The sequence below is a fragment of the Algoriphagus resistens genome (assembly GCF_001442615.1).
GTDB classification, from domain to species: domain Bacteria; phylum Bacteroidota; class Bacteroidia; order Cytophagales; family Cyclobacteriaceae; genus Algoriphagus; species Algoriphagus resistens.
This window is the reverse complement of sequence record NZ_LMXN01000005.1, coordinates 262282-287670: the sequence shown is the minus strand read 5'-3', so window position 1 is coordinate 287670 and position 25389 is coordinate 262282. Positions and strand designations below refer to the sequence as shown.

General features: G+C 41.2%; 20 protein-coding genes. 9 read left to right on the top strand and 11 right to left on the bottom strand.

Annotated elements, in window-relative coordinates:
- Positions 1–187: 187 nt before the first annotated feature.
- The 4 genes from AS141_RS11785 to AS141_RS11770 all read left to right on the top strand — a co-directional run bounded on the left by AS141_RS11785 (position 188) and on the right by AS141_RS11770 (position 3848).
- Complete coding sequence (locus AS141_RS11785) at positions 188–604, top strand: hypothetical protein (protein WP_057937858.1); 417 nt, start codon at positions 188–190, stop codon at positions 602–604.
- A 33-nt stretch (positions 605–637) separates the two neighbouring features.
- Positions 638–1141: a hypothetical protein gene (locus AS141_RS11780; protein ID WP_057937857.1), complete on the top strand. Its 504-nt coding sequence runs from the start codon at positions 638–640 to the stop codon at positions 1139–1141.
- Positions 1142–1234: 93 nt separating this feature from the next.
- Positions 1235–3235: a tetratricopeptide repeat-containing sensor histidine kinase gene (locus AS141_RS11775; RefSeq protein ID WP_057937856.1), complete on the top strand. Its 2001-nt coding sequence runs from the start codon at positions 1235–1237 to the stop codon at positions 3233–3235.
- Complete coding sequence (locus AS141_RS11770; RefSeq protein ID WP_057937855.1) at positions 3225–3848, top strand: response regulator transcription factor; 624 nt, start codon at positions 3225–3227, stop codon at positions 3846–3848. The genes AS141_RS11775 and AS141_RS11770 overlap by 11 nt, the downstream gene beginning before the upstream one ends.
- 636 nt (positions 3849–4484) lie before the next feature.
- On the opposite strand, the gene AS141_RS11765 is transcribed toward AS141_RS11770, so the two are convergent.
- The gene (locus tag AS141_RS11765) at positions 4485–4904 is read right to left on the bottom strand and encodes a nuclear transport factor 2 family protein (RefSeq protein WP_057937854.1); all 420 of its coding nucleotides are present in this window, start codon (positions 4902–4904) and stop codon (positions 4485–4487) included.
- Positions 4905–5068: 164 nt separating this feature from the next.
- Positions 5069–5470 (bottom strand): hypothetical protein, encoded by a 402-nt coding sequence (locus AS141_RS11760; protein WP_232424881.1) that lies wholly within the window; start codon positions 5468–5470, stop codon positions 5069–5071.
- A gap of 70 nt (positions 5471–5540) precedes the next feature.
- Between AS141_RS11760 and AS141_RS11755 the strand changes: the two genes are divergently transcribed.
- Positions 5541–6515, top strand: a complete 975-nt coding sequence (locus AS141_RS11755; protein ID WP_057937852.1) for an AraC family transcriptional regulator — start codon at positions 5541–5543, stop codon at positions 6513–6515.
- Between the two features lie 674 nt (positions 6516–7189).
- On the opposite strand, the gene AS141_RS11745 is transcribed toward AS141_RS11755, so the two are convergent.
- From AS141_RS11745 to AS141_RS11705, 9 genes are all read right to left on the bottom strand, one after another.
- Positions 7190–8272, bottom strand: a complete 1083-nt coding sequence (locus tag AS141_RS11745) for a glycoside hydrolase family 76 protein (RefSeq protein ID WP_198293534.1) — start codon at positions 8270–8272, stop codon at positions 7190–7192.
- A gap of 296 nt (positions 8273–8568) precedes the next feature.
- Positions 8569–9720: a glycoside hydrolase family 76 protein gene (locus AS141_RS11740; protein WP_057937850.1), complete on the bottom strand. Its 1152-nt coding sequence runs from the start codon at positions 9718–9720 to the stop codon at positions 8569–8571.
- A gap of 17 nt (positions 9721–9737) precedes the next feature.
- Entirely contained in the window at positions 9738–10865 is a 1128-nt protein-coding gene (locus tag AS141_RS11735) for a SusE domain-containing protein (RefSeq protein WP_057937849.1), read from the bottom strand.
- 35 nt (positions 10866–10900) lie between these two features.
- Complete coding sequence (locus AS141_RS11730) at positions 10901–12532, bottom strand: RagB/SusD family nutrient uptake outer membrane protein (protein ID WP_057937848.1); 1632 nt, start codon at positions 12530–12532, stop codon at positions 10901–10903.
- Between the two features lie 12 nt (positions 12533–12544).
- Positions 12545–15919: a SusC/RagA family TonB-linked outer membrane protein gene (locus AS141_RS11725; RefSeq protein ID WP_057937847.1), complete on the bottom strand. Its 3375-nt coding sequence runs from the start codon at positions 15917–15919 to the stop codon at positions 12545–12547.
- 45 nt (positions 15920–15964) lie between these two features.
- Entirely contained in the window at positions 15965–16957 is a 993-nt protein-coding gene (locus AS141_RS11720; RefSeq protein WP_198293533.1) for a FecR family protein, read from the bottom strand.
- A gap of 238 nt (positions 16958–17195) precedes the next feature.
- Complete coding sequence (locus AS141_RS11715) at positions 17196–17858, bottom strand: RNA polymerase sigma factor (RefSeq protein WP_057937956.1); 663 nt, start codon at positions 17856–17858, stop codon at positions 17196–17198.
- Between the two features lie 165 nt (positions 17859–18023).
- Positions 18024–19451: a DUF1254 domain-containing protein gene (locus AS141_RS11710; protein WP_232424879.1), complete on the bottom strand. Its 1428-nt coding sequence runs from the start codon at positions 19449–19451 to the stop codon at positions 18024–18026.
- A gap of 99 nt (positions 19452–19550) precedes the next feature.
- Positions 19551–20978 carry a DUF1254 domain-containing protein gene (locus AS141_RS11705; RefSeq protein ID WP_082632272.1) on the bottom strand — a complete coding sequence of 476 codons (1428 nt, stop codon included), beginning with the start codon at positions 20976–20978 and terminating at the stop codon, positions 19551–19553.
- A 1118-nt stretch (positions 20979–22096) separates the two neighbouring features.
- Here AS141_RS11705 and AS141_RS11695 point away from each other — a divergent pair.
- The 4 genes from AS141_RS11695 (at position 22097) to AS141_RS11680 (ending at position 25386) form a co-directional block, all read left to right on the top strand.
- Positions 22097–22630: a UpxY family transcription antiterminator gene (locus AS141_RS11695; protein ID WP_157243445.1), complete on the top strand. Its 534-nt coding sequence runs from the start codon at positions 22097–22099 to the stop codon at positions 22628–22630.
- A gap of 26 nt (positions 22631–22656) precedes the next feature.
- Positions 22657–23610 carry an exonuclease/endonuclease/phosphatase family protein gene (locus AS141_RS11690; RefSeq protein WP_057937842.1) on the top strand — a complete coding sequence of 318 codons (954 nt, stop codon included), beginning with the start codon at positions 22657–22659 and terminating at the stop codon, positions 23608–23610.
- 113 nt (positions 23611–23723) lie between these two features.
- Entirely contained in the window at positions 23724–24887 is a 1164-nt protein-coding gene (locus tag AS141_RS11685; RefSeq protein ID WP_057937841.1) for a hypothetical protein, read from the top strand.
- 10 nt (positions 24888–24897) lie between these two features.
- Positions 24898–25386 carry a hypothetical protein gene (locus tag AS141_RS11680; protein WP_057937840.1) on the top strand — a complete coding sequence of 163 codons (489 nt, stop codon included), beginning with the start codon at positions 24898–24900 and terminating at the stop codon, positions 25384–25386.
- Positions 25387–25389 lie beyond the last annotated feature (3 nt).

The window sequence follows — 25389 nt, the reverse complement described above, 5'->3', positions numbered from 1 at the left end:
ATTTTCTAAAACCCAAGAATCCGTATCCAGTTACTGGAGTTCTGAATTTTAAAGTTCGTATTGCCAACTCAGCTGGGATTGAATCTAAGAAAATTGAAATAATATACTGGTTTTCGGGTATGTTCTTCCCTTTTCCGAGGATTTAACTTTGTGGAGACAAACAATTTAATTCACAGACCCACTTTTTATGAAAAACCAACATTTCTTTCTTCTCATAATTCTGTTTGTAGGTTTTGCTTGCTCTGACAATGAAGACAATGAACCTGCCATTGACCCACTGATTGGAACTTGGAGTATCGAAGGAATTGAACAAGACGGACAAATCTTTGATGTCAACGGAGAACCCTGTATCCAAGACAGTAAGTTGATTGTTGATGAGAAAATCCTGTCTTTAAACATTTCAGCACCAGTGGAGTCAGGGTCTGCAACCTGTCAAACGGAAATGCTTTCATCCGGATGGGAAAATGAAAATGGAACCTATTACACCATAGAAAATAATGGTAGGCAACCTGCCAACTTTTCCTTAAGCGAAAATAACACACGATTAAGGATAACTATTAAAGCTGGGGATGTACCACTGACCTTGCTCTTTAGAAAATTATAAACAGGAGAATTTAACTACTAAAAAGACAAACGGATGAAAAATTTCAAATTAAAAATTGCGCTGCAGGTATTATTCTCTTTGGCGGCTATAGGATTTGGATCAGGCTCAGTAAATGGGCAAACTTACAAAACCGGAGTGGGTCTACTGATTGATGTAGGAGATGGAGGAACATTAGTGGGACCTCATGTAAAGCATTTCTTCCAACCAAATCATGCCGGTGAAGCGGCTTTGCAATTTGGAAGTGGGCTCACTGTTTTACAGGCAATGTATCAATATCATCAACCAATTTCAGGAGCAGAAGGACTTCAATGGTATTTAGGCCTTGGAGGAGCTTTACTTTTTCCGAACAATTCAGGAAACACCCATTTTGGAATAGTTCCTGCTGCCGGAATTGACTACAAAATAAGCTCAGCACCAATTTCGCTGTTTGCGGATTGGAGACCCAAATTCCTGATATCAGATGGACAGAATGAATTCCTGGCAGCAAGATTTGGCCTGGGGCTTCGTTTTATTCTTAACGGTGGAAGTAATCCATAACTAAGTTTATACAATGGCTTACAATGCAATTTTGCTATATTAAGCCGATTCGTTGTGCTGTGCATATGAATCGGCTATTTCATTGCTGTATTAATGAAAAAACTACTTTTCTTCCCACTCTATTTTCTTTTTGGATTTCATGCCTTTGGGCAAGGCAATTATGAGGTTTTCTATACAGACAGTCTTTTAAACCAAGCAGAAAAAGTGAATTCTGATTCTGCAAAAATTATACTTTATTTTCAGTTAAGTGATTTTTGGTCCGAGCGGGACACTTCAAAAGCCTTTTCTTATCTAAAATTAGCCAAACACCATTTTCCAAAACATACAGAGTATTTCCAGGGACTATTTCACTTTTATAATGCGGGGATCTATTTTGACAGAGAGATCAATAAGGGGATGGAGGAATATATGGAGGCGGAAAAATACCTAAAAAGAATTCATTCAAAAACAGCCTATACCTATAGATCCAAGTTATGGAACAATTACGGTGCTCTTCTCCAACGGCTGGACAGAGAGGAGGAATACATTGAAATCCTTTTGGAATATTCGATACCTTTTGCTCAAAAAGCCGGAGATAGCATAATGGTTGCCAACGACTATCAAAATATAGCATTGGTATTAATGAATACCACAGACTATTCAAAAGCAGCAGAGTACTATCAAAAAGCTATTGAGTCACTTGAGTCGTTCAATCTGGCCCATGAAGAAAAACTGACTGCATATGTCAATGCGGCGAAAAATGCCATTTATAGTAGAAATTTTGAAAAGGCTAAGATCTATTTAGACCAGGCAAGAATCCAGCTGGCATTAATTCCCCATTCGTTATATGCTCCGGTTTATTACAGCTCCGCAGGCACTTTTTATCGCCATGAAGATAAATTGGACAGTGCCATGGTTAACTTGGAAAAAGGGCTTCAATTAGCACAAGCATCAAGCGACTTCAGAACAGAGTCTGCAATACTATTTGAAAAGTACTTGGTTTATAAGAAAATGGGCGATTTCAAAGCTGGAAAAGAAATGCTTCTCCAGGCTCAGAAATTTAACTTGAACACGGCAAACCTTCACGACCAAAGATTGCATACAAGAGAACTTGCATACACTGATTCTAAACTCGGAAATTATCGGGAAGCATTTGATTGGCTTGACCGGTATGTGATGCTAACTGACAGTGCATTTGAAGAAGACAGTGAAATCAAGATCCTCGAACTTGAAAAGAAATATAAAACAATAGAGAAGGACAATGAGATACTGCAATTGAAAAGTGAAAACCAGCAGCAAGAATTAGAGCTTGAAAAAAACAAATTCACAATTGTCCTGCTCCTTTCAGTGACGCTCATCGGGATATTGACAACCTTTTTTGGATTGACCTTATACAGATCGAAGCAACGGACGATCAAACAAAATCAATTATTACACAAGCAGGAGTTAAAATCCTTGAAGCAAAAGGAACAACTTAAAGTCTACAATGCCATGCTTCAAGGACAGGAACAAGAGCGAAACCGGATTGCCCGGGATTTACACGATGGGCTTGGGGGGATGCTCTCAGGTGTCAAATTAAAATTATCATCAATTGTATCTAAAGAAAGCTACCATTTAACCCAACCGGATATGGAAATCTATAAAGTAATTCATCAACTGGATCAGTCTGTGGCCGAATTAAGAAGAATTGCCAGAAATATGATGCCTGAATCTCTGATTTACACGGGATTAAGGCCTGCCCTCCAAGACCTTTGTAACTACCTAACTAGCGATAAAACTTCCATCACCTTTGAGGCCTACAACCTTGGGGATCACCACGAGCAATCTTTACAGATCAGCATCTACCGGATTGTTCAGGAGCTTCTCAACAATGCGCTGAAGCACGCAGAGGCCCGAAATATTTTAGTCCAGTGCAGTGAGAATGAAAATACACTCTACATCACAGTAGAAGATGACGGTAAAGGCTTTGATCCCAGCCAACATGATCACAGTCAAGGAATTGGTTTAAGCAATATCAAAAATCGGGTGCAGGTGCTTCAGGGAACTTTTGAAATATCATCCAAACTAGGTGAAGGTACTACCTGTAACATTGAAATTTTGTTGAATGAAAAATAACATTCAAGTAATTATTATCGATGATCATCCTATCGTACTGCAGGGTTTCGCAAATATCTTACGTAATGAAAATGACATCGAATTGGTTTCTACTTTCGTGGATGCCAAAGAAGGCATAGGCTTCCTTGCTACTAATCACATTGATGTGGTATTACTGGATATCAACATGCCAGAAATCAATGGAATTGATGCATGTGAAATGATAACAAAGAAAAATCCGGGGTGTAAGGTAATTGCTATCAGTAATAACAATGAAAATTCCATTATCCAACGGATGTTACAATCCGGAGCTTGTGGATATATCCTGAAAAATGCTTCAGCCGGGGAATTGATCCAATGTATTCATTATGCTGCGGTAGGTCTGCCGGCAATAAGCCAAGAAGTAAATGAAATTTTAAAGTCGAACAAAGATGGTGATGTACCTAAAGTAACCCGACGGGAAAACGAAATCCTTCACTTGCTTGCAAAAGGAATGACCTCACCTGAGATTGCTGAAAAAATATTTGTTAGTCCATTGACAATAGAAACCCACAGGCGAAATCTGATTCAGAAGTTTGGAGTTTCGAATACCGCATCGCTAATACATAAGGCGACAGAATTGAAGTTTATTTAAAGACGTAAAACTACTTTTAAAAACCTCTTGATATTTATTGCTTTGAGCTCTGAAAGGACTAGTATAACTATTGATCTTACTATATCAAATGCAATATGTTCGGGGTATTCTTGATACATTCCATTTAGTTTTCAATGCCTTCATAATGCCTGCATTTTTTCTGATGGTAATTCCTTTCGGTCTCCTGCTTCATGTTATCTTCAGCATGCTGAAAAACCCAAGCACTCCAGTGCCATTCCGTCCAATTTGACAAGGTTAAACGCCAGTATGGTGGAGAGGCTCCACGTTTAGCTTCTGTGTTTCAATCTTCCCCTCATCCGGTTCATCCCCGGTTGCGTTTTTGCCTGACCTAACTTTCCTTCAATCAGGTTCCTCTCCGGGTCTTTCGGTATTCTCTTCCCCAAATACTTATATCCTTAATCCGGTTCATCAGATTGGTTTGCATCAAAAACAAGCTCATGAAAAGAGCAAATCAACAAGCGACAGTAGCTGTCCTTAAATCCTGTGGTCTTACCCAACTGAGTTCAGCAAACAGCTACAGATCAGGTTAAATCGGCGGATGAAGGAATGGAAAACAAGACCCAATTCATAATCGACCAATGTTAATCGAGTATGAACCCTGAACCAAGAAGTGTTTTATTCTGCAGGTATCGCCAGTGATTCAGATACCGTCAAGGTGTTTTCATATAACCGATATCTGTAAATCAGATTGTTTTTTAATGCAATATGAATACAAAAGAATGAACTGATGATTTTATCAGTTAAAAGCATTTTTGTAGTAAATTCCCCAATTACTATACCTTGATGACCATCTACCATCACAGTTTCTACAGAGGCACTTATAGGTTCTGTATTTTTCCATAACAGACGGTAAAAGGCACATACCTCCGTTTTATTTTCTCTTTTGCCTACCCATGGTGCCCTCTGTACATCACCCGGTATTTCCCAGTCAACTTGATCGGCAAACAATTCTGAAAGCCTGGTTAAATTCCTTTGACTCATCGATTCAAACAGCATTGTAATAACATCCCTGGTTTTATTTTCTTGATTTTGCATACAACACTTTAGATTAACTAGTAGTTGGTGCCACTACTCTGTGAATATTGGTTTTACCTTAAAATGATTGAAGATCTGCCCTTAATTGTCGCCTGAATAGCGATGAGCAGTATAAAGAAAAGGACGCTCCAAGTCGTCCTTTAGCCTTAACTATGGCTTTCTACTCAAGCGAACCTCTTTACAGGAGAATCCGGCAATACTTTCCGAAGACCTGAATACTGAAGAAAAGCCATAAGCGCCACCCAGGCCGCCACTGCGGATATAAGTGAATATCCCAGAAAGGATATAACGAGCGGTTGAAGCGACACTATCAGAATGCTGGACACCACCCATAGAAAATCAAGCAGCACAATGAACCTGATCAAGGGTCTATTCACCACTTGTCTGGTAGCAGCATAAAATACTAGCCCGGCAAAGAAAACCAGAAACAGTCCTACTGCCACAAAGGGAAATGTTTGGGTTACTTCAAAAAGAGAGGCTACCGTACTGGGTAAAGCTGCAAGGATAAGACCGGTTGCGCCAGAACTTATTGCATTAAGTAGAAGTACGTTTTTGAGTGTGATCATTTTCATATATGTTTAGGTTTATCCAAAAGTAGATGTGCCTTCCTTTATACATTTGATATTTTGCGACAAAATGAAAATCCTTGCCCTACACCTCCGTTCTTTCCTTGAATTCGCCCATATCAGGGGCATCAACGAATCAACGCTTTTAGCAAACATGCATTTTCCTCCTGAAGACTTGAGTGATCCACAAGCCATGGTGACCTTCACTGATTTTTACAGTGTATTAGACACAATGCATCGTTCACTTCAGGATCAGCAAGTAGGTTGGCGTGTGGGCAATTTCCTGAATCTGAATGCGCTGGGGTTGATTTATCAGATTTCCATCCAGACAACAACCATTGAAGAGGCTATATTCTATCTCAAAGACTTCCTTAGCGCCACCTTTCCGCTGATCAGGTTGGAGCAACATTCAGAGGCGGACTCACATGTTTTACAACTCAGTATCCCCAATGAAAAAACCATACTGAACCGGATCATTCTAGAGTGTCTACAGGTAATTATCATGCGGGAACTCAGCATGATGGGAGATCGGGATCTATCCATTCAGGCATCCTCACCCCATCACGATTGCTCATACCCATCTTGTTTCATTTATGGAAATACTTTTCAGGTAATATTCTCCAACCTAAATCTAAAAGCTTCTATTAAGCGATTTGAACAGGAACAGCTTGCCTATCTCATCCCGGCTTATTTAAAGTTTATTGAAGGACTAAAAACTGAAAAAGATTTTCAGAGTAAAGTGAAAATCGCCGCGCTCCAACTGGCACAGCCTGCATTGCCGGGGTTGCAGGAAATCGCAGATGTATTCCATTTAACTCCCCGTACGATGCAAAGGATGCTCGCCAAAGAGCAGCTCACCTTCAGGAAACTATTGGATGGACTCAAAAAGCAACTGGGGGTTGTACTTCTACGCCATGAAGGGTACTCTGTAACTGATGTCGCCTATTTGCTTGGCTATGCGGAACCTGCATCCTTTATCCACGCCTTCAAAAAATGGCACGGTAGTCCCCCTACCCATATTAGATCCGAGGTCCTCAACCAATAAACTTTAGTACCAGGAATTGACCGCTCCTTAGCCTTTTATGTAGTTGGAGTTGGTACGTTTAAGGCATATAGCTTCACCATCAATGAAGATTTTTCCAAACGTTCGGGTCTTTCGAACGGACTCCCCGTCGAGGTAACCGTTCTAAAATTAGACAATAGCCGAGATGCAAATGAATGGAAGTTAATGAGCTTTGACAAAGAGGAAACGCATCCTAACCCGGACTTTATCCAGGATGGAACGGGTGTTCAGTATATTACCATAAATGTAAAAGCGCTGAATCCGGTGATTAAAAAATTAAAAGAAAAAAATGTAAAGCTATTGTGAAGCACACCAACGCCCTTAAATGCAAATTTACATTTTGTCTTAGTGCTGGATCCTGATGGAATTTTCATTGAATTGATAGGATCTTTGGAATAGGTGGCTTTTGGCATAAGCATTCCTTTAACTCCCCAAATAAATGCCCTCCCCGCATTCTTCAAAATCAAATAGAGAAACTTTCAAATAATTCCCAGTTTGTTCTGGATAGTAGCATCAACTTAAAATTCTCAACAGCTTCATTTCTGAAGTGAACCTAGGTTCTGGCAATCATTTTAATTACTCTTGTTTAAGGAATTGTTTTTGCTATTTGCATTTGTTGATACTTTAATGATTTAGAGATGAATAATAGTTTTCATTTAGTTACGTAATGGTTTCAAAACGCACATGGCTTCCGCTAGCATACAGCCTGTGAGCATTGGTGTCAACGCTACAGGATCATCATCTGCAGGTGCATTCCACCAATCCCCGCCATAAAGCATAGTCTTCTGATTGACCCCATTTTCCGCCATCACAGTAGCAGACTTGGTGATGTAATTATGGAATTTTCCGTGAGTGGAAGAATCAAGGTCAGGCTCGTTCACTAAGCGGACAAAGTAACGGAAGAAAATCCCGTTGAATAACCCTCCATCCCCAGAGTTGGAGTTAGCAAGAACCCCATTGTTTGTGGACATATGATCGATTACATAATTAGAAGCCATTATGGCATCTTCCAAATATTGTCTCTCGCCGGTGATCTTGTACAGTTCGTGCGCTGCACCTATAAATGTCCCTTGATTATAGGTGTAAATGGCTTGGTTTATACCCCCATTCTTATCCATATTATCGTAAACTTTTCCTTCAACAGGATCATATAGATTAGCTTTCAACCAAGAATATATTTTCACAGCTTCATCCAGATAGGCCTCTTTAGCCTTGTTGCCAGGTTCGCTAACTTTGTCATACATGCTATAAATTCTCACCGCTACTAGGGCTCCTGGGCCATTGGAACAGGCATTTTTTGTTTTTTCCACATCGGTTTTCCATGTGATCCCACCATACCAGGGAGCTTCATTTTCGGGTCCCCAGTTGGTCCAAATCCAATCGTTGTACATTTGGGTAGCTTTGGTAAAGTACTGTTCATCTCCTGTGGATTCAAACATCCGAAGCTGTGCCAAAACAATCCATTCCATATCATCCACAAACACATTCCACCACGGATCCTCATCCCTGCCTGAGAAATTATATTTAGGTGCCCCTTCCCACCATAGGGGATAATAGTCGAGATAAAATTGGTCAGAAGTTCGTTGATAAGCATCCACCACCACATCCATGGCATGTGCCTGCGGCCAATAATGATTTGTAGTCATATTGGACAGGTCACTTCCATAATTAAAGTAATACCTCCCTTCATGCCCCTCAAAATTGGCTCCCCAGAAATGCTTAATTAATGAGCGGCTCATTCCCTCCGCTAAATTTTCCCAATAGGCGTGGTCTTTCTTTGCTTGTTTAATTTCTTTCAGCGCAGCGTCTTGGTTTGAATTTTGACCCTGTTTTGAATCACTCTTAGTCCCGCAAAAAGAAAATAAAAGGATTACCGACAAGGTTAATAATAGATGGACTTTTCGCATCAGATTCTTAGTTAACTATACAAATTATACTACTTTAAATTAGTTGGTTGTACTAGGTTGAAAAAGGACCAGCAGTCTTTCATGGTTGTACAGATTCACATTCATGAAAGACTGCCATAATTTTAAATCTAGTCGAAAAATCCTTCTTCCTGTAATAAAGCAGCCGCCTCTATCAGCATCATTGCTGAAAGTTGAGTGGTCAGGTCTGTTTGCTCCTCTGGCATTTCCCTCCAGTAAGGTCCAGAAAGCATATCCGGTCTTTTCAATCCTGCCTTATAGAATGTGGTGGCATTAAATTGGAGAAATTCAACCATGGTATCCCGGTCTGTTTCACTAAGCGCTTGCTCCTGAATAAGCTCTGTGAAGTAGCGGACGAATATACCTTTAAACAAACCACCGTCTCCTTGCCCCTCATTTTTCAGAATGCCTTCAGTCGATATCTCCGAACGGGTCATGGAGGATTTGGCAGTTTGGATCGCATCCAATAGATAACCGTTCTCCCCGGTTATCTGAAATAATCGAAGCCCAGATCCTATCCAGGTTCCTGCATTGTAAGTAAATACCCAATCCTTTTTCACTGTGGGCACACCTTCAATCAATTCTATATTGTCCCATACCAAACCAGTTTCAGGATCTACCAAATTCGCCTTTTGCCAAGCATATAAATCCTTCGCCCAATCCAAATAATATTCATTCTTAGTTACATTGTAAAGCCTTGTTGCCAGCACAATTGTCGGTCCATTGGAAACTGCATTTTTTAGATTAGGTGTATCCTTTTTCCATGTAATTCCACCCCCGAAAACTTCACTATAACTTTCCAGAACATCATGCCAGAGATATTCGGCTACCTCGAGGTATTCCCCATCTCCGGTTGCCTCATAAGCACGGACACAGGAATTGCCTAACCATAGCATATCATCATTAAATACGTTTGTGAAGGTATCACCATTGTTGGATCTGATGCCATTGAGAAGTTTTTTCATTCTATCCAGATACATTCCGTTACCGGTGCGGGTATAGGCATCTACATATACATGCAATGCATGGGCATTGGGCCAGTACCCCCCAAAAGAACCGCCGGGACTGAAATTAAAAGATCCGTCCCCAGCGATATAAAGAGAATAGGTGGATGACTGCATAGAATCTGCTGTTGCCCCCCAATCATATACAATATCTTCAACCTCTTCAAAGTTGTTTCTCAAAGGCCCCAGATCCTTGTCTACACAAGAAGTAAGCGCCATTCCAGAAAACAAACTACCTACTATAAGAAAATTTTTCATGGTATCTGCTTAATATTCTAATCTACTGAAACCGTATGTGTATAATTCGACACCTCAGCATTAAAGATAACACTGATGTCTGCCTCTGCATTATCTACTTCTGTGGCAAATTTATAGCTGTTGTTCCATCTGTCATTTGACACAGGTACCATGTACCAGTATGCGGGTCCGGTGGATTCGGTTGGGCGTTGGTTATCTCCGTTTGTGCTACCAAACCACTCTTCCATTTCAGCCCCATCAGCATCTTTGGTAGTAAACCTAAACTTATATCGCTCGTCACGGCCCCAACTCTCCTGCCTGAATTCAATAGGAAAGTCTGAAATGGACCAAGTACCATTCGCTTCATACGGAAGATCGGTTAGGAAAACATCGTTCGGCGCAAACCATAATTCAACTTTACTTATCTCACTGATTTCTGTAGTTCCATTTGAAAAATCAACACGTATTCTCCATACCTTTTGATCACCAATATATTCAGTTTCCCCATCAGCTCTCAACTTGTCTCCCTCTATAAAAAAGGTGTCTGGTTCCCCTGAATTTCTAGAAGCAAAATGATACGCTCCTTCACTTAGTGAAGTATAGGCCTCAAACGTATTGGCGCTGGTTTTCTTCATCAGAATAGCATCTGAAAGTGCATCTCCAGCTTCGGTGGCTGATCCTAACAGATAAAGCTCATCTGGAGCTGGAAACCCGGCAGGTCTTGCCACCTCAATTGTCCGGATATCAATCAGGGGCTGCACATTCACGCCTTTTGAAGACTGTACAGACCATTGGAGTTTTCCTACTCCCTCTGGTTGAATCCCTGCCATTTGGGCGATTTTGTTCAATTCTGAAAAAGGAAGGGTAAGCCTGCGCTGCAATCCTCTTCCATCAGATGGAAGAAGGTAAAGTGGATCAGAGAAATCACCGTCCTCGGTATCAAACACCACATCATATAGCACTACACCATTGTCGGCTGCTTTTGCGGCCTCCCATTCGAATATCGCAGAGCTCTGTGCCCCAAGATTCATGTAAGCATTGTTTTCCGGTGAATAAAGGGCATTCACAGGAGTGACTTCTGTGTGCAGTTCCGCATCCTCCTGACAGGCAAACAAGGAAATCAAAACGGTGAAAACGCCAAGTGTTTTATATAGGGAATTTTTCATTTTTTATAGAATTTAGGTTTCAGAAGGGTTTAGGATTAATCCCAACCTGGATTTTGGGTCAAATTTGGATTTAGATTACGCTCGTCGCGCGGTATTGGCCATAAGTAATGCCTGGATGGGTCAAATGATCTTAAATTGACACGTAAATACCCATCGTCTTCGGAAGGAGGTCCAAATTTCGCCCCATGGGCCCAGCCATTCAGTACCTCTTCAGCAATTCTCCATCTTCTGATGTCAAATATCCGTAAGCCTTCCATTGCAAGCTCAACCCTACGTTCATTCCTGATGATTTCGCGGTAATCTTCCTGAGAAAGGCTTGCGTTGAATTGCAAAGCCCCAGCTGTCTCGAAACCGGCACGTTCTCTTAGTGCTTTTATAGTGTTGTTCCAAGTATTTTCATCCAATTGCCCCAGTTCATTTTTGGCTTCAGCATACATTAAAAGTACATCTGCATAGCGGATCAGCATAAGGTTTAGCCCTGAGGCAAACTGCGTAAGGTGCGTAGGGTCAAAATATTTACGTGTATAATATCCCGTAGTGGTACTAGAGGATCCTGGGACATATTCATCAGGTGCAGCAGGATCAGGATCAGATCCGGGTTTAATATAGATCGGATGGGTAGATCCATTGTCTTCCCACTCATATAAGTGGTACACAATAGTAGCTGTAAGCCGTGGATCCCTGTTCACATAGGGATTTTCTTCATCATATTCAGCATCTGGATGATCAATAGTCAATCCATTTTCAGTCAGGTAGCTGTCCACCAGCTCCTGAGTAGGAGCAAGCGCATTCAGTCTTGCACCAGCTGATAGCGGAGCCATGTCAAAAAACTGGCCCCAAGTCCGAAATTGCGGAACATACTGCAAACTGAGGATATCTTCCTGATTGTATTCATTTTGGGGAAGAAACAGTCCTTCGTAGCTAGGGAACAAATCATAGCTCCCATAGCCATCACCTACAATTAATTCCTCAGTAGTCTGAACAACCTCTTGCCATTGCCCTTCATATAAATGAACTCTAGCTTTCAGTGCCATTGCTGCTCCTGCAGTAATCCTTCCCCTTTCTGAATCCGAAAGATCCTGCTTAGTAGGCAACACCATGCTTACCTCTGTTAATTCACCCAGGATAAATCCCAAAACCTCTGCTTTTGGCGTGCGTGCGATTTCTTGGGATTCTTCCAGTGTTACATCTTTGGACAAAAGCGGGACGTCACCGAACCAGGTCATTAGCTGAAAATGCAAAAATGCTCTTATGAACCGGGCTTCAGCCATCATCCTGGTTTTATTCGCTTCATCCATATTTGGAACCTTGTCGATATTCTCCAGAAGAATATTACAGGTTTTTATACCTGTGTAATTACTGTTCCATTGCCCTTGAAGACGCCCCAATGAAGGGTCATAAGTACCTGCTGCCAAGGACGCTGCACCTTCGGTATCGCCGCGTCCATTGTATGCATTGTCAGATGCCGCTTCATTGTAAAAGAAACGGTTGCTGTCAAACATCTGGGAATAAGCAGTATTCAATACACTTTGCGCCTTAGCCTCTGAATCCCAATAGGTAAGATCCGTAAAGGTATTTTCAGGAGCCAAATCCAATTCCTTGCATCCAGTCCAGCAAAGTGCACTCAATGCAGCGAGTATAATGGTATAAAGTTTAAGTTTTTTCATTTGGAAGAGAGATTAAAAGGTGATGTCCAGGCCAAATCCATAATACACCATGGTAGGATATGCTCTGGCACTATTGGCGCCGCCACTTCTCAGACTATTGTCGAATTCGGACAATTCAGGATCCACAAAATCCACTTTGGACAGCGTAAACAAATTCTGGCCCGATACGTAAGCACGGCAGTTTTCCATACCGATTCTCTCAGCCAAGGATTTAGGTAAAGTATAACCCAACTGTATATTTTTCAGACGTAGGTACGCTCCGTCAAAAAGATACATATCAGAACCTCTCCGGAAGTTATTCGTATTGGACTGGCTGCCATTCTCCGCCAAAATGGGATACCGCGCACCTGGATTTTGTGGCGTCCAATAATCCAGCTGATGGGTATACATTGTCATGCCATAATTGAAATGAAAGGGCTCAACTATTTCTCCGCGGATCATCATGGTTCTGCGGCCTACACCCTGCGCGAACACATTCAGATCAAATCCTTTCACTTTTACATTGTAGCTCAGACCGAAAGTCATTCTTGGGAATGGGTTGCCAAAAACGAATTTATCGTCATCGTTTATAATGCCGTTTCCGTCCACATCCACATACCTGTTATCCCCAGGCTGTACGTTCAATCCTTCCGGTTTTGGTCCGGTCTCTACTTCTTCTAAGTTTTGGAAATATCCATCGCGCTTTAAACCCACATACGAATTAAATGGATATCCCTCTTTGAGAAGCACTTGAAGCTCTTCTAGTCCTGTCAGACGTTCATTACCCTGGAAATCCAGCACCTCATTCTTAGAATCTCCAAGGTTGAATGTAAATGAATGATTAAATAGCCTGCCTCTATGTCTATAAGTGGTAGTCACTTCCCATCCTGTATTGCCTACTTTTCCGCTGTTGAAATCCGGTAATGAAGTACCAAATACCCCAGGCACCGCCGGTGGAACAAGAATATCGGAAGTTACCTTGTTGAAATAATCCAGACTTAACGTCAAGGCTCCGTCCATAAAGTCAAGGTCTGCACCAATATTGAATGTAGCTGCCCTTTCCCATTGGATGTTTGGGTTGGCATAATTGAACCCTGTGCCACCTACTGCGGCATTATTGAATCCATAGGCATTCTGGAAGGTGAAAAAGGTGGTCTGATATTGATAATTGCCCACATTCTGATTTCCAAGAACACCATAAGAAGACCTGATCTTTAAATCTCCGAATCTATCCCGGTATCCACTCATAAAGGATTCTTCAGAAAGTCTATATCCAATAGAGGCCGATGGGAAAAAGCCCCATCGTTCTCCTTCCCGGAATTTGGAAGAACCGTCGTACCTGAAGCTGAATTCAGCAAAATACTTTTTGTTATAATCATAATAGACCCCACCAAATGCGGAATAAAGGCTGTTTTCTGAAGAACTCTGATTAGAGTTGTAAGAATCAGGGTTGATCACAGTTTCGGTCACAGGAGTACCTAAATCAGGATCAGTAAAAGTCTTATAAATGCCGATCCCCCGATCCGAATGATTTTCATTTGATACCCCAAAAAGGAAGCTTAGGTCGTGCACATCGGAAAACACTTTATTATAATCCAACATCACTTGGGTGTTGAGATCCATTCCTTTTCTGTTCTCATCATTGGTATTTCTATTTCCGCCATATATGCCTCTTGGATAGAAATCCACCTGCATTACCCTACCGTATTGACTGTTGGCAAACATATTAAAACCAAATACTCCTCTCACTTTTAAATGATCAGTAAGCCTAAATTCCCCGCTCAGGTTTCCAAAAACATTATCATCAATGTGCTCACGGAAACCACCTTGTTCCAAGATTCCCAATGGGTTAAATTCCTGTAAAACATCGTTTGTCAGATATCTTCCAAGTGAGTCCTTCTGAGTGTAATAAAGTGGAACACGGTTAGCATCCGCCATTAATGTCCCACTTGAAGAGGAATGGTCTGTGATCAGTCTTCTGGTATAAGCAAGCCGGGAACTCAGTTTAAATCTTCCAAATTCGTTGGTCAGGTTCATTCTGTAATTGAATCGCTTGTACCCCTTAGCGGGACCAACATAATTACTTTGTTGATCGGTATAACCTGCTGAAACTAAATAAGTACTGTTTTCTCCACCTCCGGAAACGGTAAGATTATGATTTTGCTGAACGGCATTGTCAAAGATTTCCCTGGCAAACCATTCCGTATCCCCATTTTCCTGAATCTGACGAATTTCTTCAGGGCTGAAAACCGCTTCACTTCTTCCTGCATTAAAAGCAGATTCATTTCGCAGCATTGCATTTTGGTATCCATGCACCGGTGCGGTAAAGAATTGCGGCGTGTTTACCCCTACTAGACCATTGTAGGTTACAACTGGTCTGGAATTCCTCTGTCCTTGCTTGGTGGTAATTAAAACCACACCGTTGTTAGCCCTCGAACCGTATATAGCGGCACTTCCCGCATCCTTCAAAACAGAGACACTCTCAATATCAGAAGGGTTAAGCAGATTTATGTCACCACCTATTACCCCGTCAATTACAACTAAGGGAGAATTATCACCTAGTGTACTGATACCTCTGATGTTTAAATTGACACCAGCTCCAGGTTCAGAATTTCGCTGCTGTACGATCAGGTTTGCAGATACACCCTGCAAGGCCTGACTCATGGTTGCTACAGGCCTACCCTCCAGTGCCTCCTTCCCTACCTGATCTACAGCTCCCACCAAGCTGACTTTCTTACGTGTACCATAACCTACTACAATCACCTCTTCCAGAGTAGAAAGATTTACACCCATGGTGACATTGATGATACTCTGCGTACCAATGGTGATTTTTTGGGTTTCATAGCCCATGAAGGAAAAAACCAAGATGTCCCCTTCTACTGCTTCAATAGCGTAATTACCATCTAAATCTGTTACAGTACCTATTCCTGATTGCCCTTCAATCATCACCGAGGCCCCAGGAAGTGGGACTCCTTCTTCATCTTTTACCACTCCGGTCACCTGAATCACCACAGGAGCTATCTCCTCTGCAGGCTGCACCACAGCAACTAACGATTTGGTCACATGGATGGTGCTATTAATCTGTTTAAACGATAAACTGGATTTAGAGGAAAGTTCCTGCAATATGGACAGGAGGCTTTGATCCTGCATATCCATCGTAACCCGAGGGCTACCTTGGATAAGGCCATGATCATAAGCAAATCTAAACTCCGTTTTAGATTCAATTATTTTCAGGAACCTCTCTACACCCGCATCTTTTAGATTGATGCTTAGTATGACATTTTTCAGGTCATTTTCTTGCCCGGCTGAAGTCTGGACCCCTCCAGAAAATCCCCCTGCCATAAAAAATAAGCAGAGTAGATACCGTACAAAAAGTTTCCCCTTCTTCGGTAGTAATTTGTGTTTCATTATTTTGGGATTGTTTAGGTTTATTATGTGTGGTCTTAAGACCGGTTATTTATTTCTTATTTTGACTGTCCCTTGTTGAATTTCATAGGAGATCCCTAAGGAATATTTCATACCGTTGAGTACATTTTCCAAACTTTCATTCTGAAACTCCCCACTGTATTTGCCGATTGGTGCTTCACCATTTGAAAACTCAAAGGTCACGTTATACCATTTAGATAGTCTTTCAAAAACTTGTTCATAGCTCTCTTCCTGAAACTTTAGAATTCTATGTCGCCAGCCTACCAAAGAATTGTAGTCATACCCTCCTTTTTTCAGCGACTTTGTGTCTGTGTCGTAGAAAGAAGCTTCCTCCGGAAAAATGGTCGTAGAAACCCCTGAAGCTGTGTTGACCTGGACTTTTCCTGTAACAACGGCAACATGCATTCTCGATTCTCCTGGATAAGCATTCACATCAAATGAGGTTCCCAGTACTGTAGTTCTTAATTCACCACTGAGTACAGTAAATGGCAGTTTTTCATTTCTTTCCACCTCAAAAAATGCCTGGCCAACCAACTCTACTACTCGCTCATTTTCAAATGAAGAAGGATATCTTATCTCACTATCAGAATTAAGCATGACTGTAGATCCGTCAGGTAATTCGAAGATTTTCTTCATCCCTTTTGGAACTGACTTAGTAAGCCAGCCTTGTGTCACTGTGATGTTTTCCTGTTTCTGCTCATTGGATTCCATATAATTGAAGAGTAAGAATCCCGCAATTAAAATGGATGCTGCAACCGGCCAGATCCATGCAAAACTCTTTTTATATCGTTCAGAGTATAAATTGATGCGGCTCTGGTTTTCAAATTTTGAATGGAATTCCAAGATCCTATTTCGCATTTTATTGAAGTCGTCCTCCTCCATACTATACTGGCTTTTCCAACCGATGGAATTGGCTAACTCAATCGCTTTAAACATGGTCTCTTTCTTTCCCTCATTGTCTCTCGCCCATTCCTGCCAATAGCGATCAAGCTCTGTATTAGGATTTACCACCCATTTCATAAAAAGTGGATTTTTCAAAAAATCAGTTTCATCCAAAGGATTAAAATTCATAGTCACAGGAAGATCATTAGATGGCTTAGTTACCAATTACAACCTATATAGAGACAGGTGGCCTTACTATGACCCCATGGAAGCCACATTTATTTTACAAATTCTTTAATAAGGGAAATGAAATACCCTTAATTAGAAGTATTAGAAGAAAAATAATTGGTTTTCCTTAGAGAGAACGAATACTGGTTTACCCGACAAAAACTTGGAGAACTCTAAGTATATCTCTGTGTTTTTTAAGTAAATCCCCAAGACTTCCCAAAGCTCTATACAAGAGTTTACGTGCAGATTTGACCTGTGAAAATCCCATTACCTCTGCGATTTCCACGTAGGTCAATCCTTCAAAAAAATAAAGCCCTATTATTTCCCGTTGTCTGACCGGTAGTTTATTACAAGCTTCTTCCAAAATCTGCTTTTGATCCAGTTTAAGGAATGAATGTATCCCATGGTAATCGGGAGAAATGCTTAATTGAAAATTGCCTGTCAAACCTAAGCCCTCATCAAAGACCAACTTTTTATGTTGTTTTAAGAGCCTGAGCAACCTCCTCCTAAAACTTGAAAAAATATAAAATTTCACAGATTGGGCTACCCCAAGGTTCTCTTTGTTTTTGATCAGTTGGTAAAACACATCCTGAACTGCATCATTGATAATTCCGTCGTCATCGGTAAATTGCTTCCCATAATTAAAAAGCCGGTTGGCATACTTCTCGAACAATTTGGTTAAGGCCTGTTCACTTCCTTGCAAAAAGTCTATCCAAATAGATGAATCAGAATTAAATTGGTTCTCATCCTCCTCTTTGTTTGTAATACGCTTACTACTAAAGGTTCTATTTAGATTAGACTGAGAACGCATGATGGGAGATTGTTTTTTTAAAGAAAAATATAAATCATTCCCCAACCAACCATTTCTACTCCAAATTCAAATATTCAAAACTACGTTAGCCAAAATTGCCCTTAAGTTTATAATAATCCTGCCATTTCTTATATACATGGGAACACAACCTGATCATTTTCATGCTTATTCGTTTGGATCATTTTTAGCAACCCCCGGAGGTTCCCATGAGCCATCCAGGGCTGAAGGTTCGGGGCCATATACCCGTAACATCAGATAAAAAGGTTCATCCGGCGCCGGTAACCAATTTGCTTTTTCATCTTCACTGGAAGGTGAATCATGTTGGATGTACACCGTAAATCCGCCATCCACATTATATTTTAATCCTTCAGTAGTTGAGTTTATCAGATAACGGTTAATCTCATTCTCATTCATATATCCCCCTACTCCATCTGCATGTTTATTATACATTGTAATGGACCAAAAATATTTGGCCGGGGGAATTTCTTCTTTGGTAAATTCAATTTTATATCGGTGTTTACTACCGTCTAAATCTTCGTTATCCATATCCACATAGGCAACCGGGTAAAAAGCCTCACTTTTATCATTCCCATAGATTCCTACCATAACAGCCGCGGCACGGAGTAACCAATCCTTATTATAGAACTCACGGGAGCCAAAGGCATTTAGCATATTCCAGCCATTCACACGCTCTGCAATATTTTCAGCCTTATTTTTTATTTCCGTTTGAGCCTCTTTGATACCTTCATTGATAGCTTCCAAAACTTCTGGTGTATAGCTGGTAGAATCGAAGGTTTTACCGGACATAATACCGATTTTTCCGAATCTCTTTAGGGCGGACGTATCCTGTGGATGAAAAGGCTCGATCATTGAAAGGTAAAAATTGACGTACTTAATGAAATTGGCATTTTCAAATTCCTTAGGGTTTAATGGTATCCAGTTGGGATCCGGTGCTGATTTTGGTTTTTCACCTTCAAATTCGCTTAAGGGCTGTAGTTTATATTTTTTTTGTACAGTCAAGACATTCGGCAGGTCAGCTTTGCCTTTTAGCTGGGTTCTTCCCACAATAGTCACGAACTGACTTTCGCTGTGAAAAACCTTTGTGAACTTTTGTTCTGGTATTTCTCCTTCATAGCCAGGGCCTACAAAAAGATAATCTCCCGCTTCAGTCCCTGTGGTGCGGGTTCCGATAAAAGCAAAATTGTGGGTAAAAAGATCTATGCATTGAAAAACGTAATACCTGTCTTTTATTTCCGGAATAGAGAGAACCAAAGGTTCGGCCCTTAAATCTATGCCAAATGCCGAGTAGGGTGTGTCTCCATTCATAGAAACCACATCTTTACGGGTATGATCCGCAGGCACAGTATCATTTGTTATTTCATTCAAGGGACCACGATATCCCGGGCTTCCGGGCATTGTAGTAAAATATTGTGCCTGGTACCCCATTAGGAGAGGATAAGAATAAATATAGGCCTCCCTGGCAATTTCTTTGGCCTCACTGGGATCTGATGTTAGCTGAGCTTGTCTGTTTGAATTGCAGGAGAAAAGAAACAAATTCAAACTTGCTGCGATAAGAAAAATAAGCTGTTTCATGTGTTTAAATTTTGGCTTTTATAGGTCACATGGAATCTCGCATGAATTTTAATCCTCCCAGTGTGTGACCCTTGAGTCATGCTCGATTTCATATTTGGTTTATTTTTTGGTCGTTTTAATCATCGCAGGGTTTTTCCACTCACCTTGTAATACAGCTTCCTTAGGTCCATATAGTCTCATAACACTGTAAAAGGGCCCATCCGGAGCAGGCAGCCAATTGGCTTCCAAATCTTTACCCGGTGAATCTTTTTGGATATAGATGGTCGTGGAACCGTCTGGATTTTTCACGAAATCATCTGTGGTGGTAGAATTTACCAAATATTTGTCCAGTGGGTTATCAACTAATAATTGGGTTTTACCATCATACATGGTAATAGACCAAAATGCCCTTACAGGTGGCATTTGAGCAGATTCAAAAGTCAGGGTGTACTTATTTCCCGAGGCATCAAGAGCTTGTCCGTTTATATCGGTTAAGTACATAGGGTAAGTAGCCTCTCCTGCAGAATTGCCATAAATCCCCAGATAAGCCCCTACAGCCCGTATTAAATGGGCATTTTCAAAACCATAATTCTCTTTGGCACTCTGTTCTAAAAATTTCCTTGTTCCAAATACCTTCGTACTTCCCAATGGGTCAGAAGACTGTTCTTTGATAAAAGCTTCCATTTCCGCAACCCCTTCTTTTACACCATCTTTAATTGCCCGTTGTATTTCTTCATCAAATTTGGTAATATCAAAACCTTCTCTTCCAACACCTAATTTTTTGAATTTTCCCAATAGCATCTCATCTTTTCCATTGGGACTGATAAACTGTAATACCGCATCAAGGTATGTAAATGACGCTTCTGTGTATTGTGCCCCTTCTACCCACTTAGGGAAGTCGCCAGCTACATCCTTCTTTATGGGTCCCTCTCCTTTAAATTCACTTAGCGTTTTAACCTCATATTCGCTTTGTAAATTAGCCACATTATTCAAATCATCTGGATCGAAAAGCTGGGTCCGTACAATCGTGAAAAAAAGGTCTGTTTCACTTCGGACAACCTGGGTGATTCCTTCCGGTATTTCTCCGTCCCAGCTTTCTAACGCAATCAGATAATTTCCGGCTTTGTTACCGGTTGTCAAAGAGCCGATATAGAAAAAATTGTGTGTAAATAAGTCTATCAATTGGAAACTGTAGTAACGGCCAGAGTCAACCGCAGGAACGGAGAAAACTATAGGTTCATTTCTGATATCACTCCAGAACATACAATAAGGTGTGTCCGAATTAGGGGTTACAATTGCTTTATCATCGGGGGTAAAAAGCCGTGCATCACAAGACTTTTGATTGAACTCCCCCTTGTAATCACCCGAGTTTTTATCGATAGCATTTGCATATAGCGTTTTATAGTTCATCACCAACGGAAACCCATATAGGTACGCCTCCTTGGCAATTTCCTGCGCTTCTTCCGGTTTTAAATCTTTCGGATGTTGCGCGCACCCACCAGCAAGAAATAAATAAGCCAATCCTAAAATAATAACACTCAATTTCATATCATTATGCCTTTTAGTTTATGATATTGTTTTGTTGTTGCCTAAGTGACAGGTTTAAACATAATGAGAAATCTGGGGCACCTCACATCTGGTTTAATCTTATGTTAGGAATGTCCAATTCAATTTAGCGTTTTCCCCGTGCTATGCTTCTATCATGTGGTGTTGGCAGTCCTGCCAGCTGTTTCTTTTTACTGTTTAGGTTTTGACAAATTAACTTTCCGTCCATTATTGACTTATTCAGTTTTACTAAAAATCACTGTTTTATCCTTCAGGGATATCTTTCCGACTTGGTATCCGTCAACACTTCCAAAAATAGTAGAACTTGGAGGCAGTATCGCGAATTCCTCAACCGGATTAAGAGTTACGGTAGTCTAGATTAGATTTGCTCCTTAATTTAATCAATAATAACCAAAAAAACCTATAGCCCCCTGAGTCCGCAAAGGAAAAATATAATTCAACTAACATAATCAGGTGGGATGGAACCGGAATATCCAGGGCTGCGGTCCCGCCTGAGCTGATGCTTTCGGTTCCCAGCACCCTATCGGCTATGGAAAGGAGCAATACCTTGAAATCTTCCCCAAGCCCTATCCTGATCCCAGGCTTGGTTAATACTACATTTACCTGTCTGAACACTGGACACATGTCCGCAACTAAGGTTTCACTATCGCACTATAACTCAGCTTGACCCCAGCTGCTTCATACAAATTAATTTTTCCTTAAGGAGTGTACCTGTCAGCATGGCTGTTCGGTATAAGTGATCGTAGTAACCGGAAAGGCAAATGTATAGTCCTTATGCCTTAGTCACTTTACCCATGTGAAAGGATCAGGCTAAAATGGGAAATTTACTGGTATATTTACAGTGGATCAAAGAATAGTTAAAAGTGAGAATAAAACGGGGTTTTAAAAGCATTAAATTCTTTTTTAAAATCAACACTATTTTTTAGGATTTGCTTGCATCCAACTAAATTTTCAAATACCTTTAAATTATTCTACTATTCAGAAAGCATTTTTTTTTGCTAACTGACTGACCGGAGGTGTATACTGCTGTCAGATCCCAATAGATTTTCATGTTTTTTCAAAAGCCAACCTGGCTTTTAATTTTTAACCGTCCAATTCAGATGAATATTCCCACTGTTAATGACAACTCACCGTTGTCTGAGGAAAAATGGTTTGTATTATATACTGCCCCGCGTGCCGAAAAAGTAGTTTATAAGTACTTACTCGAACGGCAGTATAAAGCCTACCTTCCCATCTCCAGATCTTTAAGCATCTGGAAAAACCGCCAAAAAAAAATGATAGAGAGGCCACTGTTTTCGAGCTATGTGTTTGCCAAAACGCTGGAAAAGGAATTATACAAAATAACCCATATCCCAAAAGTCTTGACCTATCTGAGAATTGGAAGTAAACCCTCTACTATTTCAGAGGACGAAATAGCGCAGATACGCGAAATAACCACAAAAGGAAGCGAATTGACTCTTGAACCTGAGCTGATTGTAGGTGAAAAAGTAAGGATAAACGATGGCCCTTTTTCAGGTTTCGTGGGAATACTGACTACGCAAAACGGCAAGTCAAGATTTGGAATTCAGCTAAAAGGATTGAATCATACAGTATTTGTTGAATTGACAACATGTAATCTCGAAAGAGTAAACTAATATTTTGAATTTCAACTATTTACACCATGAAAATCATATCTTGGAATCTTAAAAATATTGGTATCAACAAACTGGCAAATGGCTTTACCGCAGCATTCCAAGCTTATGGATTGGGTAATAATGTGCTTGATTATATGATGAATGTAGTGATGGGTAATAATGCCTGGAACAACATCAACACACTGGTGCCTGCGGATATTTTTGTGATCATCGAACTAAAATGCGGTGGACACGCCAAGGGATATCTTCCTCCGGGCCCCGCAAGCCCTACCTTACAGGCCATCACTGCTGCAATGAACCTGGTAGTGGCCAACACACCGGCTTTTATCGGAAATTATAATTACAATTTCGTAAACCCGCTGATTGTAGGTAGACATGAGGCGGTAGGTGTGATTTTCAATACCCACGCTTTAAATTTTGTGACCACAGGGGTATTGCGAGACAATAACCTAAGATTGATAAATCCCCGGACACCAAATTACGTAGGATTTACCACTGTTGTTGGCGGAAACAATCTGAATGTTATCGGAATCCATGCTCCCCCTCCCAAAGGAGGCACCAATGTCAAATACCGCCCTCCTATTCAATTTGCGAATAAAGTAGCCACTGTACCGGAGTTGGCACTGCCCGACACCTTAATTATGGGAGACTATAACTGCTCTACCAACTCAGTATATAACAGTGGCGCAGGTAACATAGGATGGAATTTTGCAGGCTATAATACCTCCATTCCTAACGGTACACTGACAAGTGTAAGGCAAAAAGTCGCCAACACCCAACCTCCACCCGCCAATTATCTTAGTGGCCCCTATGATAATCTACTCAGAAATATCAATCCTCCAGGCACAATACAGGTAGTGTTGGATACCATTGGAAATGCCAGGAATATTACCATTAATCCAAATGGGCCTACCAACCTCAATGTGGTATTAAGAAATTACAACAAAGTAAGTGACCACCTTCCACTGAGCATGTATTAATAAAAGCAAGTGGAAAACCGGGAAGGTAAAAATCAACTCAAGGCAGTACCACTGTACCACATCACCGGAATTGTTGTTGGAACAGTGACTCTACACCTATAACCAAAAAAAATATGGCCAATTGGAAATTCACAGACGACTACCTGAGCAGCTACCCCGCACTTGAAAACTCCATCTTAAGTCTATTGGTATTTTCTGAACATGAAATTGAAGGTTCCAATTTTACCGGAACGATGGACGTTAATGCCACAGGTGTTGCACTAGACACGCTTGGACAGTTGGTGGGCCTGCAAAGTATTACGGTCGGTGGCACAATCACTGAAGACAACAATACACTCACGGTAACTTTTCAGTCCAATGAATCCCAGTCATTTCTGGATGGAATAAAAGCCAATATACCACTTATCGGAAACGCTGTCACGCAGGCCTCAGCTTCAGTGCGAACAGTAACCGACAAATCCCAGACTGCAGAAGACGATCCCACCAAAGATGAGTTCACACTTAAAGTGACCCTTACCATAGGAAGTGCTTCCGTAGACATCACCAGCAGCGTCCCTATGAACGGCGGTTTCTTTACACTTATCGGAGAATTTTCCGGGGTGGGCATCCAATTATCCGACCTCAATTTTTTAATGGGCAGTCTGGCAGAAGGGGATGCATGGTTTCCCAGCCAACAACTGGGGCCATACAACGAAGGCAGCCCTTCGTATGGACTACTTAGTCTCTCTGTAACAGGATACATCGTATTCAGCCCTGCATTTAGCATTGCCATAAGTTCTGTTACAGTCATGGTGGGAATAAGCCAGTTGCCAATTTATGAAACTAAAATGTACTTGGATCCGCTTGGTGTCTGGGTAACCGTCAGCGACCCGATCCACAATGCACAGGTGGCCTGGGGTATTTCAGGTGAGGTGAAACTGCTCAACTATAACAATCAGGGGGTAACCGGTCTGGACAATCCTGACTTCACATTCAATTTCGACATGGGCTTCCCCTATCCTCCATCCCAGCCCAACTTTTCATTTTCAGGCTATCTGGACAATCCAGATGGAAAACCTGTCAATCTGATGCTTCAGGATCTTTTGGGTGCAGGTACAAGTGTAGGGTTAAGTTCCGAGCTTGTGATCGAATCGTTTGAACTAGATTCAACAGCCAATGTGACTACCGGAGAAATTACTGATTTCTCCACCTCAATAGAAATGTCCGGCGGGTTTGGGATTCTTTCAACCTTTGATCTGGAAAAAATATCCATAGGAGTGACTTATTCAGGAGATTAAAAAAAGTATCATGGGCAGTACAGCTATCAGATTCTCAGCGAGAGTACGTATAAGGGAAGAGATTATACCGATTAAATCAGAATTGGTCTTTGGCAACGAAGCTTCCGAGGACGGAATTACCAACGGGTTCATTTTTACACTGGACTACGAACCGGGGGATGATCCTGTGCAAATTGACCTGGGGGCAATCATCAATTTTATAGAAACAGCACTTGATGGCGGAAACCTTTCCACCAACCCCGGTATGGCCGAGCTGACCCAGGCATTTCCAGGTCAGGTAAGTCCTTCCACCTTCAATTCCTCCAACACTACCCAGGTTCTGATCCGGGAATTCACCATCAACTCCTCAGACAGGGAAAAGTTGTTCTCCTTCAATATCGACATCCAGGGAAGCGATCCCGAAGCAGGACTTATAGCTCTCCCAGCGGAGTTGAACAACTGGATAAAAATCAAGGATCTGGGAATAGCTTTTAGTGCCTCCACCCGATCAGAGTCTTAACCA

What these genes read in the sequence shown, in the direction of transcription:
- AS141_RS11715 (WP_057937956.1), bottom strand. Translation starts at nt 17,858, where the DNA reads ATGCGTTCTCAGTCTAATCTAAATAGAACCTTTAGTAGTAAGCGTATT.
- AS141_RS11760 (WP_232424881.1), bottom strand. Translation starts at nt 5,470, where the DNA reads ATGATCACACTCAAAAACGTACTTCTACTTAATGCAATAAGTTCTGGC.
- AS141_RS11720 (WP_198293533.1), bottom strand. Translation starts at nt 16,957, where the DNA reads ATGAAATGGGTGGTAAATCCTAATACAGAGCTTGATCGCTATTGGCAG.
- AS141_RS11690 (WP_057937842.1), top strand. Translation starts at nt 22,657, where the DNA reads ATGAAAATCATATCTTGGAATCTTAAAAATATTGGTATCAACAAACTG.
- AS141_RS11725 (WP_057937847.1), bottom strand. Translation starts at nt 15,919, where the DNA reads ATGAAACACAAATTACTACCGAAGAAGGGGAAACTTTTTGTACGGTAT.
- AS141_RS11770 (WP_057937855.1), top strand. Translation starts at nt 3,225, where the DNA reads ATGAAAAATAACATTCAAGTAATTATTATCGATGATCATCCTATCGTA.
- AS141_RS11730 (WP_057937848.1), bottom strand. Translation starts at nt 12,532, where the DNA reads ATGAAAAAACTTAAACTTTATACCATTATACTCGCTGCATTGAGTGCA.
- AS141_RS11765 (WP_057937854.1), bottom strand. Translation starts at nt 4,904, where the DNA reads ATGCAAAATCAAGAAAATAAAACCAGGGATGTTATTACAATGCTGTTT.
- AS141_RS11705 (WP_082632272.1), bottom strand. Translation starts at nt 20,978, where the DNA reads ATGAAATTGAGTGTTATTATTTTAGGATTGGCTTATTTATTTCTTGCT.
- AS141_RS11685 (WP_057937841.1), top strand. Translation starts at nt 23,724, where the DNA reads ATGGCCAATTGGAAATTCACAGACGACTACCTGAGCAGCTACCCCGCA.
- AS141_RS11775 (WP_057937856.1), top strand. Translation starts at nt 1,235, where the DNA reads ATGAAAAAACTACTTTTCTTCCCACTCTATTTTCTTTTTGGATTTCAT.
- AS141_RS11755 (WP_057937852.1), top strand. Translation starts at nt 5,541, where the DNA reads ATGAAAATCCTTGCCCTACACCTCCGTTCTTTCCTTGAATTCGCCCAT.
- AS141_RS11740 (WP_057937850.1), bottom strand. Translation starts at nt 9,720, where the DNA reads ATGAAAAATTTTCTTATAGTAGGTAGTTTGTTTTCTGGAATGGCGCTT.
- AS141_RS11710 (WP_232424879.1), bottom strand. Translation starts at nt 19,451, where the DNA reads ATGAAACAGCTTATTTTTCTTATCGCAGCAAGTTTGAATTTGTTTCTT.
- AS141_RS11735 (WP_057937849.1), bottom strand. Translation starts at nt 10,865, where the DNA reads ATGAAAAATTCCCTATATAAAACACTTGGCGTTTTCACCGTTTTGATT.
- AS141_RS11680 (WP_057937840.1), top strand. Translation starts at nt 24,898, where the DNA reads ATGGGCAGTACAGCTATCAGATTCTCAGCGAGAGTACGTATAAGGGAA.
- AS141_RS11695 (WP_157243445.1), top strand. Translation starts at nt 22,097, where the DNA reads ATGAATATTCCCACTGTTAATGACAACTCACCGTTGTCTGAGGAAAAA.
- AS141_RS11785 (WP_057937858.1), top strand. Translation starts at nt 188, where the DNA reads ATGAAAAACCAACATTTCTTTCTTCTCATAATTCTGTTTGTAGGTTTT.
- AS141_RS11745 (WP_198293534.1), bottom strand. Translation starts at nt 8,272, where the DNA reads ATGAGCCGCTCATTAATTAAGCATTTCTGGGGAGCCAATTTTGAGGGG.
- AS141_RS11780 (WP_057937857.1), top strand. Translation starts at nt 638, where the DNA reads ATGAAAAATTTCAAATTAAAAATTGCGCTGCAGGTATTATTCTCTTTG.